Source organism: Streptomyces sp. cg35 (genome assembly GCF_050410835.1).
Lineage (GTDB): Bacteria > Actinomycetota > Actinomycetes > Streptomycetales > Streptomycetaceae > Streptomyces.
In genome coordinates this window covers 8,524,367-8,537,639 of the sequence record NZ_CP191268.1, presented here as the reverse complement: position 1 = coordinate 8,537,639, position 13,273 = coordinate 8,524,367, and the positions used below count along the sequence as shown (strand labels likewise).

At 72.4% G+C, this 13,273-nt stretch carries 11 protein-coding genes; 6 read left to right on the top strand and 5 right to left on the bottom strand.

Annotated elements, in window-relative coordinates; translation table 11 throughout:
- Nucleotides 1-18 precede the first annotated feature (18 nt).
- Nucleotides 19-1,383, top strand: a complete 1,365-nt coding sequence (locus tag ACQUQD_RS39350) for a hypothetical protein (protein ID WP_428957026.1) — start codon at nucleotides 19-21, stop codon at nucleotides 1,381-1,383.
- 218 nt (nucleotides 1,384-1,601) lie between these two features.
- On the opposite strand, the gene ACQUQD_RS39345 is transcribed toward ACQUQD_RS39350, so the two are convergent.
- The 5 genes from ACQUQD_RS39345 to ACQUQD_RS39325 all read right to left on the bottom strand — a co-directional run bounded on the left by ACQUQD_RS39345 (nucleotide 1,602) and on the right by ACQUQD_RS39325 (nucleotide 7,580).
- The gene (locus ACQUQD_RS39345; RefSeq protein ID WP_428957025.1) at nucleotides 1,602-2,567 is read right to left on the bottom strand and encodes an acyltransferase domain-containing protein; all 966 of its coding nucleotides are present in this window, start codon (nucleotides 2,565-2,567) and stop codon (nucleotides 1,602-1,604) included.
- Complete coding sequence (locus ACQUQD_RS39340; RefSeq protein WP_428957024.1) at nucleotides 2,564-4,384, bottom strand: family 20 glycosylhydrolase; 1,821 nt, start codon at nucleotides 4,382-4,384, stop codon at nucleotides 2,564-2,566. Before ACQUQD_RS39340 ends, ACQUQD_RS39345 begins: the two co-directional genes overlap by 4 nt.
- A gap of 94 nt (nucleotides 4,385-4,478) precedes the next feature.
- Nucleotides 4,479-5,393, bottom strand: a complete 915-nt coding sequence (locus tag ACQUQD_RS39335; RefSeq protein ID WP_428957023.1) for a polysaccharide lyase — start codon at nucleotides 5,391-5,393, stop codon at nucleotides 4,479-4,481.
- 88 nt (nucleotides 5,394-5,481) lie between these two features.
- A complete protein-coding gene (locus ACQUQD_RS39330) occupies nucleotides 5,482-6,543 on the bottom strand; it encodes a dihydrodipicolinate synthase family protein (protein WP_428957022.1) in 1,062 nt (353 codons plus the stop codon).
- Nucleotides 6,543-7,580: an NAD-dependent epimerase/dehydratase family protein gene (locus ACQUQD_RS39325; RefSeq protein WP_428957021.1), complete on the bottom strand. Its 1,038-nt coding sequence runs from the start codon at nucleotides 7,578-7,580 to the stop codon at nucleotides 6,543-6,545. The genes ACQUQD_RS39330 and ACQUQD_RS39325 overlap by 1 nt, the downstream gene beginning before the upstream one ends.
- A gap of 120 nt (nucleotides 7,581-7,700) precedes the next feature.
- On the opposite strand from ACQUQD_RS39325, the gene ACQUQD_RS39320 reads away from it, so the two are divergent.
- The 5 genes from ACQUQD_RS39320 (at nucleotide 7,701) to ACQUQD_RS39300 (ending at nucleotide 13,256) form a co-directional block, all read left to right on the top strand.
- Nucleotides 7,701-8,876 (top strand): GntR family transcriptional regulator, encoded by a 1,176-nt coding sequence (locus ACQUQD_RS39320; protein WP_428957020.1) that lies wholly within the window; start codon nucleotides 7,701-7,703, stop codon nucleotides 8,874-8,876.
- 124 nt (nucleotides 8,877-9,000) lie between these two features.
- The gene (locus ACQUQD_RS39315) at nucleotides 9,001-10,026 is read left to right on the top strand and encodes a Gfo/Idh/MocA family protein (RefSeq protein WP_428957019.1); all 1,026 of its coding nucleotides are present in this window, start codon (nucleotides 9,001-9,003) and stop codon (nucleotides 10,024-10,026) included.
- Nucleotides 10,023-10,808 (top strand): sugar phosphate isomerase/epimerase family protein, encoded by a 786-nt coding sequence (locus ACQUQD_RS39310; protein ID WP_428957018.1) that lies wholly within the window; start codon nucleotides 10,023-10,025, stop codon nucleotides 10,806-10,808. The genes ACQUQD_RS39315 and ACQUQD_RS39310 overlap by 4 nt, the downstream gene beginning before the upstream one ends.
- A 151-nt stretch (nucleotides 10,809-10,959) precedes the next feature.
- Nucleotides 10,960-12,288 carry an extracellular solute-binding protein gene (locus ACQUQD_RS39305; protein WP_428957017.1) on the top strand — a complete coding sequence of 443 codons (1,329 nt, stop codon included), beginning with the start codon at nucleotides 10,960-10,962 and terminating at the stop codon, nucleotides 12,286-12,288.
- Nucleotides 12,285-13,256, top strand: a complete 972-nt coding sequence (locus ACQUQD_RS39300; RefSeq protein ID WP_428957016.1) for a carbohydrate ABC transporter permease — start codon at nucleotides 12,285-12,287, stop codon at nucleotides 13,254-13,256. The genes ACQUQD_RS39305 and ACQUQD_RS39300 overlap by 4 nt, the downstream gene beginning before the upstream one ends.
- The last annotated feature ends 17 nt before the right edge of the window (nucleotides 13,257-13,273 follow it).

The following is a 13,273-nucleotide window of genomic DNA, read 5'->3' as shown; positions in this document are numbered from 1 at the left end:
TGGGCCTAGCGTTCCGGTGTGATCCGCACCGAACCCTCCCCCGGAACGAACGGCAGTCGCCGGGACCTGTACGCCGTCGTGGCGGCCGCTCTCCTCGTGGTGGCGGCCGTGCTGATCGGCCGGCACATCGAGCACACCCACCACACGCTGCACGTCGGCTGGCCGCCGCTGTACGCCAACTGGCTGCCCCATGTGGGTCCGGGCACCCCGGCGGCGCTCGCGGTGGCCGCGTCGATCGTGGCGTACGGTCCGCAGCTCGCGACGGCGCTGCGCTGGCGGACCCTGCTCGCCACGACCTGGGCGGCGGCCACCGCCTGGATCCTGTCCCTGGCGCTCGTCGACGGCTGGCACCGGGGCATCGCGGTCCGCCTCACCACCAAGTACGAGTACCTCCGGGTGATCGACCGCTTCCACGACATCCCCGCGACCTTGCGGGACTACACCCGGCACATCCTCATCGACTCCCCCGACCACTGGCCCGCCCACACCGCGGGACACCCGCCGGCGGCGCCGCTCACCTTCGTGCTGCTCGACCGGATCGGTCTGGGGGGCGGCGGGTGGGCGGGGATGTGGTGCATCGTCGTCGGCGCGACCGCGTCCGTGGCCGTGCTCGTCGCCGTGCGGGCGCTCGCCTCCGAGGAGTCGGCACGCCGCGCGGCGCCGTTCCTGGTCCTGGCGCCGGCCGCGGTGTGGATGGGCGCCTCGGCCGACGCCTACTTCGCGGCCGTCGCCGCGTGGGCGGTGGCCCTGCTCGCGCTGGCAGTGACCGGCCGCTCCGTGGGGTGGGCGGCCGCCGCGGGGCTGCTGTTCGGCCTGACCTGCTATCTCTCGTACGGGCTCACGCTCGTCGCCCTGATCGGGGCGGCCGTGCTGTTCCTCGGGCGCCAGCGCGTCCTGGAACGCCCTGCGGCCTTGGCCCTTCTCCTGCTCGCCGGGCTCGCCGTGGTCCCGGCCGTCTTCACGCTCGCCGGTTTCAACTGGTGGGAGGCGTACCGCTTGTTGACCACGCGCTACTACCAGGGCGCGGGCGGCATCCGCCCCTACGGCTACTGGGTGTGGGCCAACCTGGCCTGCACGGTCCTGATCGCCGGACCGGCCACGGTCGCGGGCCTGCGCCGGGCGGGCGCGCGACTCCTGCCGCGCCCGCGCCCTCGCCTCGCGGAGCCCTCCACCCGCCTCGCCCTGCTCGTCTCGGCCGCGCTGCTGGCGCTGCTGATCGCCGACCTGTCCGGCATGAGCAAGGCTGAGACGGAACGCATCTGGCTTCCCTTCACCATGTGGCTCCTCGCCTCCGGAGCGCTCCTCCCCCGGCCCCGCCCATGGCTCGCCGCCCAAGCGGCCCTGGCGCTGGCCGTCAATCATCTGCTGCTCACCGGGTGGTGACGGCAGAGGTCTGTCACCGACAGCCAAGACCTGCCGCGTCCCTCTGTTCCGGGGCGCCACCTCAGCAGCAGATGTGCAGTTTGTCCCCTAGTCGAACATGCGGCCGTCTCGCCACGCAAGACGTGCGTCTCACTCCGCGTTGACATCTCGATCCGGCAGTCTCGGCGCGACGCCGTTCGGAGCGTGCCGAGTTGACGTCCGCGTGACCTCGCCGGTGCTCAGGGCAGGCGCAGCCAGCCGCGGGCCGTGCGCCAGTGGCCTCCGTGGTCGAGGTGGTCGAGCAGGGCCCTCTGCAAGGTGTTGCGGCGTGGCAGTTCCGTGGTGTCGGTGGTGCCGGGCGGGGTGTGGAAGACGAACTCCAGGACCTCCGTGTCGCACGGTGGCCGGTCTCCGTGCGAGGTGAAGCGTCGTTGGAAGGCGAGGATGTTGGCGTCGGGGTCCAGGTGGTCGGCGAGGGTGTGGTCCAGCAGCCATGAGTGGCAGGTCGCGAAGGTGACCGTGTGCTCCGGGTAGTGGCGGGCGGCGAAGGAACGGGCCTCCTTGAAGGAGGCATCGCAGGCGGCGGGGGTCAGGGGTCCGTCGCCGGGGATGTGGACGTCGAGGACGGGTTCGCCTTCGCCGGGACCGTCCGCCGGGGCGGCCCGCGCGCCCCAGGACGCCGAGTCGTAGGTGCGGTGCTCGAACTGCAGGCGGCCCAGCCGGTTCAGCGTGCCGCGCAGATGGCGGCTGAGCCAGATCTGCCGGTCGAAGCCGCCGGTACCGTGCGCGAGGCGGTACCCGGCGAGCTTGGCCCCGAGGTCCGCGAGGGTCGCCCGCGTCACGCCGTCGGGGATGCCCCTGTCACGGCGCAGGGCGAGGGCGTGGGGCAGGGCGAGGAGGTAGAGGTGGGTGTAGAAGTAGCGGCCTGCCTCGCCGAGTGCGCCGGGGGCGTGCGGCCACTGATCGGCGCGCGGCGGGCCCTCGGCGGTGAACAGCGTCCGGTGGCAGTGGACGAGCGCCTCCCACAGGCGAGGGGTGCGCCCGGGGTCGGGCAGGGTCGCGAGCAGCGGAGCACGGTCGACGGCAGGGATCGCGAACAGGTCGAGGGCGGTGGCGGTCTCGGTCTCCGACCGGGGCTTCGGATCGGGCACCCGGGTGTCACCGGTCGGCGTGCACAGCGTGTCGATCCAGTCGTCGGCGTTCATCGGCTCGCCGCCTGTACGAGGAGGTGACGCAGTCGGTCGAAGCGGGCGAGGCTGTCGTCGAGGCCGCCGGGGCGGGAGCGCAGCAGCCAGCAGGCGCGCTGTTCGGCGAGCAAGGGGTCCAGGCGGCGCAGGAGTTCCGCGGCGGACGCCGGGGCGATGTGCGCGGCGGCGTCGGTGCCGGTGGTCGTCGGCTCGGTCGTGGATTCGGCCTGGAGGAGGTCCAGGGCGAAATCGGCCAGGCCGATGACGTGTCGCAGCTCCCTGAGCAGGGTCTGTCCGTCGCCCGCGGCCGGCTCCGACACGTCGAGATCGCGACGGCAGGCGTCCAGGGTGCGTCGGGCCTCGTCCAGGGCGGGCGCGGTGGGCAGGGCGGGCAGGGGCAGGGCGTCGTCGGGGCGCAGGGCGCGGATCAGCGGGGAGGCGTTGAGCAGGGGAACGCCCAGGCGTTCACCGAGTCGGCCGAGGCGGTCCAGGACGCCGCCGGTCACCCGGGCGGCGTCGAGCAGGAGGTGCTCGTCGAGGACACCGGCCGTGTCGAGGTCCCGGTTGGTGTCGAGGCACCAGCTGACGGCGCCGCCGAACAGGACCGGCGCGAAGGCGATGGACGGCGGCTCCCACATGCCGTGGTCGCCCCAGGAGGTGAGGAGGTATCCCCCGGCGCCGTGCTCGATCCCGGCCTCGGCGGCGTCGATGATGTTGGCTTCGGCGTTGTCGAGCCGGCCGAGGAGTGCGTTCCAGTTGCCGGCGCCGGGCGCCACCCAGAACGGCACGCCCGCCTTGTGCAGGGGGCCGGTGCGGGCGCGGAAGCCCTCCACGAGCGCGTCGAGGTCGGTGCCGCGGCCCTTCCACCGTGCCGCCTCCGCGCTGTCGGCGGCGAGGACGGCCCGCGTCGTCGTGGGCGCGTCGTACTGCCAGACGACGGCGACGGCGCCGGGTGGCACGCGGGCCAGGAGTTCGGGGTGGTCGACGAAGACGTCGGCCCAGAACTCGACGGTGTATCCGGCGGTCAGCCACGGTTCCATGAGCGCGGTGACGTGGTCGAAGTAGACGGTGCCGAGGCCGTCGCGCTCGGCCTGCTCGCGGGAGGCGCCGGTGCCGAGTTCGAAGGGTTCGTCCGCGCCGATGTTCAGGCGTCTCGACCGCAGTACGCCGGTGACCTCCTTGAGGAGGGACTGGGCGAAGGCGGCGTTGTCCGGGGTGGGTGCGAGTGTGCCGGGTGGCTGGTGGACGCCGCCGCGGAGGTATCCGTCGGGGTTCTCGGCACGGTGTGCGTGGGCGGGATGGCGCAGGAAGCGCTCCATGTGGCCGAAGGTGTTCTGGTTCGGCACCAGGTCGATGCCCAGGGCGGCGCAGCGGGCGTCCAGCCAGCGCAGGTCGTCGTCGGTGAGAGGTGAGGCGTTCTGCCAGATCTCGCGGTGGGCGGCGAAGGCGTAGGTGTGCTCCGTGTAGAGCTCGAGCTGGTTGAAGCGGGCCAGGGCCAGGAGGTCGAGCCAGCGGGCGAGCGTGGCGCGGGTGGGGACGCGGTCGCGGCTGATGTCGAGGAGGAAGCCGCGGCGCTCGAAGTCCGGATGGTCGGTGATGGTGTAGCCGACCTCGGTGAAGTCGGCTCCGGCCCGCAGTTGGTCGAGAGTGGCGAGTCCGTGGCGCAGGCCGGCGGCGTCGGCGTGGGTGAGGGTGACGCCGTGGGGACCGGTGTGCAGGCGGTAGCCCTGAGCGGGCAGGTTCGGGTCCGCGGTGACCGTCACGGGTGCCCCGGTGGGGGCGCCGCCGGGAGTGGTGGTGAGGGTGCGGGGACGCGGGAAGGGGGTGACGGGCACGGACCGGCTCCTGGTTCGTGTGCGGGGGTGGGGAGGGGGCCGGGAAGCACGGGACACGGGCCCGTGCTTCCCGGCATGGTGGGGGGGCTGACGGTCAGCAGCCGCCGTTGAGTTCGCAGATGTCCGAGCGGCGGGGGGAGACCTTGATGTCGTCGAACCACATGGAACTGTCGTACTTCGGCGCGAAGTTCGTCGTCGCGCCACCGGCGAAGCTCGACCAGTACGCCTTGTCGATCTGGTCGGAGTTGGTGACGAACCGCAGGCCGGTGATCTTCGCGGCGGTCCTGCCGTTGTAGAAGACCTCGATCTCGCCGTCGGGGTTGGCCTGGCCGCCGGTGACGGTGTTGAGCTTGACGCGCTGGGCGACGTTGACCCATGCGCCCTTGGGCCAGTAGATGTCCTGGCCCGCCTGGTCCTTGAGGACGGTGTAGTCGCCGTACTGGCCCTCGTGGCCCATGTGGTAGTAGTACAGCGCCGCTTGGCCGTTCGCGGTGCGCCAGATGAAGCGGGACGAGAAGCCGTTGGTGCCGTCGCAGACCTGGCCGCCGGAGCAGGCGGCGCCGCCGGCGAGGCCCACGCCCAGCTTGCCCGCGTACTCGGTGGTGCCCCAGCTGAAGTCGCTCTGGAACTTCACCCAGAACGACAGGTAGTACTCGTTGGCCTTCGGTATCTGGAACGGGGCCTGTGCGCCGGAGTCCTCGGGGCCGATCTTGCCGCCGGGGTAGAGGACGCGCAGGCTCTTGGTCCCGCTGTGTGCCGGGGTGTTGTCCACGATCTGCGCGCGGTTGTCCATGCCGAGCGCCCAGGGGGCGGTCCAGCCGTCCTTGGCCCATTCGCCGAGGGGGTAGGGCCGACCGGCGGTGGGGCGCTCGAAGTCGTTGACGTTGGTGAGGGCCGTCGGGGCCGTCTGCCGGGCTGGGGTGGTGCCGGATGCCGGGACCGCGAGCGCGGTGGTGGCGAGTGCGGCCACGGCGGCCGCGCTGCTCCAGAGCTTGGTTCTGGTGCGCATGTGTGGGGCTCCTCTTTTCGTGACGCCGGCCGACGGCCGGCCCAGTGGGGTGGAAACAGAGGTGCTGGATCGTGCGGGTGCGGACGGGTCAGGCGAGCCAGCGCGTGAGCCCGTCGGCGATGAAGGCGTCCTCCTCTCGCAGCCACGGGTACAGGGCGCGGACGCGGGCGATCTCCTCGCCCTGTCCGGCGGACAGGCCCTCGGCGGGGTCGAGGCACCAGGTGCCTTCGAGCAGGCCCTGGCGGCGCAGCACTTCGTGGACTCCGGCGATGACCCCGGCGAACGCGTTGCGGACGTCGTAGACGGCGGCGTTGGCGTCGGTGTCGCCGGCGAGTCGGGTCAGGGCCCGCTGGCGTGCCGCCCCGTCACCGGCGCGCGCGGCGTGGACGTCGGCGAGGAGGCGGGCGGCGGAGCGGGTCCACACGGCCCAGTGGCCGAGCAGTCCGCCGGCGAAGTGCCGGACCACGGGCCCGCCCGGGCCATGGACGTGGAAGGGGGTGAGCAGGTCGTCGACGATGTTGTCGTCGTTGCCGGTGTAGAGCGCGACCTGCTCGCCGCGGTCGGACGCCGTGACGCCCTGGACGAGTTCGAGGGTGCGGTAGCGGTCGAAGGGGGCGGCCTTGACGGCGACGGTGGACTCCTGGTCGGCCAGGCGTCGCCAGTAGGAGGCGGGCAAGTACCGCCCGCCGACGGCCTCTTGGAGGTAGAAGCCGACCACGGGGAGCACCTCGCCGATCGCGGCCGAACGGTCCAGCAGGTCGTCGACGGTGGCTTCGGGCAGGCCCGCCGGCGAGACGAGGACGGCGTCGTAGCCCAGCTCGCGCGCCGTTTCGGCCTCATCGACGGCTTGGCGTACGGGGCCGCAGACTCCGGCGATGCGGACGAGAGGCCGTGCTTTTGCGTGGGCGGTCATGTCGTCCGCGGCGAGTTCGAGGACGGGGCGCAGCAGGCCGTGGTCGCGGATCGCGAACTGGGTGGTGTGGACGCCGACCGCGAGCCCTCCGGCACCGGCGTCCAAGTAGTAGCGGGTCAGGGCGCGTTGGCGGCGTTCGTCGAGGCGGCGCCCGGCATCGAGGGCGAGGGGATGGGCGGGGATCACGGTGCCGCGGCGGAGGAGGGCCCTGGTGTCGTGGGCCATGGCGGCGGGCATCAGAAGCGGCCGTCCCTGCGCTCGAACTTGGTGGGCTTGTCCCAGGTCTCGCCGCCCGCGAGGAGCCAGCTCGCCTGGAGGTCGATGAGCGCGCCGAGCGGCAGGTCCGGGTAGCCGAACAGGGCATGGCACCGCGTCGCGTCGCTGAGCAGGCTGGTGGCGGGCGGTTCGCCGGTGAACTCGGGCGTGACGTCGAGGCGTTCGGCCAGGCGCCGGGCGAGGGTGTGCACGCCTGCGGTCTCGGGTCCGGTGAGGTTGAGGGTGAAGGCCTCGTCGGCGGTGGCGCGGCCGATGGAGCGCAGGACGACCTCGTTGGCGTAGCGCTGCCAGACGACGTTGACGGCGCCGGTGGCGAGGTCGACCGGAGCACCGCGCAGCAGGGTGCGGGCCAGGTCGGCGAGGACGCCGTAGCGGGGTTCGACCGCGTAGTTGAGGCGGATCAGGGCGACCGGGGTGCCGAAGGCGCGGGCGGCGTTGCGGAAGACCTGTTCGCGGCCCAGGCAGGTGATCGCGTAGTCCCCGTCGGGTGCGGTGGGGTCGCTCTCCCGGGGGCCGCCGGTGACCGGGGCGGTCATGCCGTAGACGTTGCCGGTGGACAGGGCGACGGTGCGGGCGCCCGGATAGCGGCGGGCCACGTAGGCGGGCAGCACCGTGTTGGTCATCCATGCCTGCTCGGGCGCGGTTGCCGTGCCGAACTTCGCGCCGGCCAGATGGACGACCGTGCCGGCTTCCGGGAGTTCGTTCACGGCGGCCGGGTCGGACAGATCGGCGCGCAGCGTCCGGATCCCGCGCTTTTCGAGATGCGCGGCGAGGGAACTGTCCGTCCACCGGGACACGGCGATGACCTCGGTGTCCTTTCGCCCCGCCGCGTCGAGTGCGCGGCGCGCCATGACGGATATCCCCGTGCCTGTCTTGCCTCCGGCCCCCAGGACCAGCAATCGGCCGGCCGGCCAGTCGGCGGCCTCGGCGGTCAACTCCGCGCCGGGGCGGGCGAGCTCGTCCTCCAATTCCGGAACGGTCCGGGGCAGGACTTTCATTGAGAACTCCCACGCTCAGAATTCATTCCTTTTTCGAGAATGAATTTCACGAATTTGTTGAGCTGCCGTCAAGAAAGCATGCGAAACCATGGGGCGCAAGGGGTTGACGCACGAGTTTGAATGCTGCAATCTCCCGGCATGAAGTCGGCAGATGAGAAGGATTCATTCCTTCGGGGACCCAAGTACCGACGCGTCGCCGAGCGGCTCCGTTCCGAGATAGCCAGGGGCATCTGGCCGGTGGGCGCCCAGTTGCCCGTGGAACGCGAAATGGCCGAGACCCTGGGCGTCAGCATCAACACGGTGCGGCGCGCGGTCGGCGAGCTCGTCGAGGACGGGACGATCCAACGGCGCCAGGGCGCAGGCACGTTCGTCTGCCCCCGGCCGGGATCCGCCCCGATGCCGCGCCGGCTCGTGGGGGTGCTGGTGCCGTCGACGACGTACTACTATCCGCGCGTCGTCGAGGGGATCCAGCAGGTCCTGCGCGAGGCGGGGGTCAGCGTGCTGCTCGCTTCCTCCGCCTACGATCTCGACGTCGAGCGCGACGAACTGCGCGGGATGCGCGAGACCGACCTGGACGGACTGCTCCTCGTCCCGAACCTGCACCTCATGCCCGATCCGCAGGACTACGTGGACGATCTGCGCCGGCTTCCCGTCCCCTACGTGCTGGTGGAGCGGCGTCCGGCCCGGCCCGCGCCGGACGACCCGACGTCGTACGTGCGCACCGACCACGCCGGCGGTGTGTGTCTGGCCCTGCGTCACCTGTACGGCCTGGGGCACCGCCGGATCGGTCACCTGGGGCGGCTCGCCACCGGCACGTCCGACCTGGTGGCCGAGGGCTTCGACGGCGCCTGCGCCCACCTCGGGCTCTCCGTGCCGGCCGGGGCCGTCACCCGCCGCAGGACCTGGACCCCCGAGGACATCTCCTTGTACGTGCGGACTTGTGTGGACGTCGGTCTCACCGCGGTGTTCTGCCTGGGCGACCGGGACGCGGCGGCCCTCGTGGTCGAGGCGCGGCGGCAGGGCCTGCGCGTTCCGGACGACCTCGCCGTGGTCGCCTACGACGACGAGGTCGCGGAGGTCGGCGACGTGCCCCTGACCGCGGTCTCACCTCCGAAGACCCAAGTGGGCGTGCTCGCCGCCCAGTTGCTGCTGGCCCGAATGAACGGCGGACCCGACACACCGGCGCAGCGGGTCGACCTGCTGCCCCGGCTGGTCGTCCGCGCATCGTGCGGCGGCGCGTCACCGTCGGGGCCGGGCACGACCGAGGCACGCTCCCCCGCCGTCCCGACGCCCTAGCCCCCCCCAACTCCACCGATCGGCCGCCGCGTTCGACCGTGCGCGCCGGTCCGGTCGGTCATGCCCGGACGACCCCGCCCCGCCGGGTCGTCACCCGTCCGAGCCCTCCCCAGAGGAGAACCACGTGACATCCGCTGCACCCTCCGGCCGGTTGCGCATCGGCCTGGTCGGAGCCGGCTCCGTCGGCACCGACCATGTCCGGGCCGCCGCCGGAGCCGTCTCGTATGAGATCGCCGCGGTCTGCGACACCCGGCGGGAACTCGCCGGGCAACTCGCCCCGCCCGGCGCCCCGGTGTTCACCGAACACCAGGAGATGTTCGCGCGCGCCGGGCTCGACGCCGTGATCATCACGGCCCCGCACTCCCTGCACCTGCCGATGACGCTGGAGGCCGCGCGGGCGGGGCTGCACGTTCTGGTCGAGAAACCGATGGCCACGACCGTCGAGGACTGCACCACCATGATCGCCGCCTGCGAGCGGGCCGGAGTGCTGCTGGCCGTCGGGCACGTCATCCACTTCGACCCCGTCGCGCGCGAGGCACGCCGCATCCTCACCTCGGGGCGCTACGGGACACCGCACCTGATCGCCCATCGCCGCTCCGCTCACTACACCCCGGGGTCGCGGCCCTCCTGGTTCTTCGACCCGGTCGTCGCAGGCGGCGGCATCGTCCTCAACGTCGGCACCCACGGGCTGGACCGTATCCAGTGGTTCGCCGGCTCCCCCGTCGCCCGGGTCACCGGAACCGTCCGCGGCCGCCCCGGCATGGACGTGGAGACGGACGCGCTCGCCCTGATCGACCTCGAGAACGGCGTCAGCGCCAACATCACCCTCACCAGCCGCGGCGTGCCCTTCTACGACGAGACCGAGATCATGCTCGACGAGGCCACGCTCCGGCTGTCCCACCACGACGGCCTCAGCCTCCTGCGCGGCGGCCGGTCCGAGCCCTTGGCCGATCGCGGCCCCGGGCACGAGCGGGCCTTCCGCGCCCAACTGGACGGCTTCGCCGCGGCCGTTCGCGGTGAGGACGCCGCGGCGTACGTGACCGGCGACTACGGCCGCTCGGTCGTCGCCGCGGCCCTGGCCGTCTACGCGGCGTCCGAGCGCGCCGCGCCCGTCGTGCTCGGCGCCCCGGCCCCGGTACCGGCCTCATGAGCCGACTCGCCTTCAGCACGCTCGGATGCCCCGAGGCCGATGTCGACGAGGTGATCCGCCTCGCCCGCGCCCACGGCGTGACGACGGTCGAACTGCGGTGCACCGAAGGTCAGTTGATCGCCCCCGGCACTCCGCCCGACAAGGTCGCCCGGCTCGCCACGACGCTGAGCGGGGCAGGTCTGAGCGTGGCCTGTCTCGCGTCGTACGTCCGCCTCACCGGCGGCCCCGAACAGCTGGAACTGCTCGTCGACGTCCTCGGCCAGGCGGCCCGGCTGGGCACCGACGGGGTGCGCGTCTTCGGCGGCGAGTACGACGGCACGCCCGGCGAACGGCGGCGGCGTGCGGTCCGCATGCTGGCCGCGGCGGCTCCGCACGCGGAGGACCTCGGGGTGTCGATCCTGCTGGAGACCCACGACGCTTTCCTCACCGGCGACCTGGTCGCGCAGGTCCTCGAAGGGGTCGACTCCCCCGCCGTCGGTGCCGTCTGGGACGCGGTCAACCCCTGGCGGGCCGGCGAGCCCCTGGCCGCCACCGCCCGCCGACTGGCCCCCTGGCTCCGGCACGCCCAGCTCAAGGACGTCGCCACCACGACCGACCTGCGGCCCGTACTCCCCGGGCACGGCGCCGTGCCACTGCACGACATGCTCCGCGCGCTGCGGCAGATCGACTACACCGGCCCGCTCAGCCTGGAGTGGGAACGCGCCTGGTACCCGGACGCCGACCCGCTCGACCACGCCCTCACCGCATTCCGGTCCCTCTTCGACGGTCCCGGGCGTCCATGACGGCGGGCGCGAACGGCACGGCCGCTTCCGCCTCCCTCGCCCCGGACCCCCTCTTACGGCGCTGCCGGTGCCCACAGCGGCCTCCGCGCCGTCGCGTCCCCGGCCCCGCACGGCCTCGTACTCGTCCCCCTCCCACGACAAGGAGTGCACCATGCGCATCGCACCGCACGGCCGGTCCCCCGGCAGACGCACCGTCCTGCGCGCCGCTCTCGGTACCACCCTCGCGGCGGCGACCGCCGGGTGCGGCACCGCGGCCGCCGATCGCCGGAACCCGGACGGCCCGCTCACCCTGTGGTCCGCCCTGCGCGGGACCGACACCATGGTCGCGAAGTGGAACGAGCTTCACCCCGACGACCCCGTGGTCTTCGACATGGTCACCTCCGGCCTCGCGGGCGGCAACGCCAAGCTGTCCAACGCGGCCCGCGCGGGCAACGCCCCCGACATCGTCTCGCTCGTCGACGCAGACCTGCCCTCGTTCGCGATCGACGGCGTCTGCGCCGACGTCACCGCTCTCGTCACCCCGCGGCTGCGCTCCCAACTCGGGCCGCAGGCGTGGACCAACGCCGAACTGGGCGGCCGTGCGTGGGGCATCCCGCTCGACCTCGGGCCGATGATGTTCGTCTACCGCGAGGACATCCTGCGCAAGCACCGCATCCAGGCGCCGACGACCTGGGCCGAGTACCGGGACGCCGCACGTCGCCTCAAGCGGTCCGACCCCCGGCTGCGCCTGGGCACCCTGCACCCCAACGCGTACAACGTGCTCGCCGCCCACGCCATGCAGGCCGGCGGTCAGTGGTTCGACATCACCGACGATGCCTGGAAGGTGGACTTCCTGGACGAATCCTCGGTGCGCGTCGCCGAGTTCTGGCAGTCCATGGTCGACGAGGACCTGCTCATGGTCGCCCCCGGCAGCAGCCAGGAATGGATGTCGGCCCTCGCCGGCGGCCGCGTCGCCTCGCACCTGGTGGGGCCGTGGGGCCTCGCAGCCCTGTCCCGCACGGTCCCCGACACCGCCGGCAGCTGGCGGGCGGCACCGCTGCCGCAATGGGACCCGGACAAGCCGGTGGTCGGCACGGACGGCGTCTCCGTCCACGCCATCACCGCCGACAGCAACAAGAAGGAGCGGGCGATGAAGTTCATCGAGTGGCTCACCACATCACCCGAGGCCATCGTCGCCCGCCTCGGCGGCGGCACGTCCAGCCTCTTCCCCGCCGCCACCGACCTCGTCAGGCCCGCGTCCCGCCAGTTCACGCCCGACTTCTACGCGGGGCAGAACGTCTACGGGCTGTTCGCCGGCCAGTCGAAGATCCTGCGCACCGGCTGGGTCTGGGGTCCGCGCATGCAGGCCACCGCGACGTCCCTGCACCAGGCTCTCGCCCGGCTCAAGTACGGCACCACCATCACGGACGCCCTGCGCCAGGCGCAGGCGGAGACGCTGCCGGACCTGCGCAGCCTGGGACTCTCGGTGAGGACGGCATGAGCACCATCACCCGGCCCACCACGGCTGCCACCGCACGCACCCGCCGCAGCGCCACGGCCCCGGCCCGACGGACCGGCCGCGCCTCCCGGCGCGTCGCCGTCGGTGTGCTGCTCGGTCCGTTCGTGGCCCTGCTGCTCGCCGTCTTCATCCTGCCGACGCTGTACGCGCTCTACCTGAGCTTCTTCTCCACCACCCACGAAGGACTCGGCTTCGGCAATGCGCACACCGCGTGGGCCGGGCTGCGCAACTACGCGGCCGTGCTGGACGATCCGTCGTTCGTCCGCGGTGTAGGCATCACCTTGCTGTACGCGCTGGTGTTCATCCCTGCCGTCGTGGCCGGCGCCCTGGTCCTCGCCCTGCTGTTCGACTCCGGCTGGATCCGCGCCCGCCCGCTCAGCCAGACGGTGCTGTTCGTCCCGCACGCCGTGCCCGGGATCATCGCCACGGTGATCTGGCTGTACCTCTACACGCCGGGCATCTCCCCGGTGCTCGGGGCGCTGGAGGACCTCTCGGTCGACGTCGACTTCCTGTCGCTCGACATGCTCGTACCGTCCCTGGTGAACATCGCGATGTGGAGCGGTCTCGGCTACACGACGGTGATCTTCTTCGCGGCGCTGCGCGCGATACCCCCCGACGTCACCGAGGCCGCCGCGGTGGACGGCGCCGGCCCCGTGCGCACCGCGCTGCGGATCAAGGTGCCGATGATCCGCAGCACCGTCACCACGATCGTCATCTTCACCACCATCGGGGCGCTGCAGCTGTTCACCGAACCGATGCTGCTGAGCAAGACCAGCCCGCTGGTGGGTCCGCGGTTCACCCCCAGCATGTACATCTACGACGCCGCGTTCACCCGCAACAACTACGGCCTCGCGGCCGCCGCCTCCATGCTGCTCCTCGGCGTGTGCTGCCTCCTGTCCTTCGCCGTCACCCGAGTGACCGCGGAACGCCCGAAGAAGGTGAGAGCGTGACGACGACCATCCCCTCC

Excerpts from the sequence above, each read along its gene's own strand:
- ACQUQD_RS39345 (WP_428957025.1), bottom strand. The coding sequence starts at position 2,567 with ATGAACGCCGACGACTGGATCGACACGCTGTGCACGCCGACCGGTGAC.
- ACQUQD_RS39335 (WP_428957023.1), bottom strand. The coding sequence starts at position 5,393 with ATGCGCACCAGAACCAAGCTCTGGAGCAGCGCGGCCGCCGTGGCCGCA.
- ACQUQD_RS39330 (WP_428957022.1), bottom strand. The coding sequence starts at position 6,543 with ATGCCCGCCGCCATGGCCCACGACACCAGGGCCCTCCTCCGCCGCGGC.
- ACQUQD_RS39325 (WP_428957021.1), bottom strand. The coding sequence starts at position 7,580 with ATGAAAGTCCTGCCCCGGACCGTTCCGGAATTGGAGGACGAGCTCGCC.
- ACQUQD_RS39320 (WP_428957020.1), top strand. The coding sequence starts at position 7,701 with ATGCTGCAATCTCCCGGCATGAAGTCGGCAGATGAGAAGGATTCATTC.
- ACQUQD_RS39310 (WP_428957018.1), top strand. The coding sequence starts at position 10,023 with ATGAGCCGACTCGCCTTCAGCACGCTCGGATGCCCCGAGGCCGATGTC.
- ACQUQD_RS39305 (WP_428957017.1), top strand. The coding sequence starts at position 10,960 with ATGCGCATCGCACCGCACGGCCGGTCCCCCGGCAGACGCACCGTCCTG.
- ACQUQD_RS39300 (WP_428957016.1), top strand. The coding sequence starts at position 12,285 with ATGAGCACCATCACCCGGCCCACCACGGCTGCCACCGCACGCACCCGC.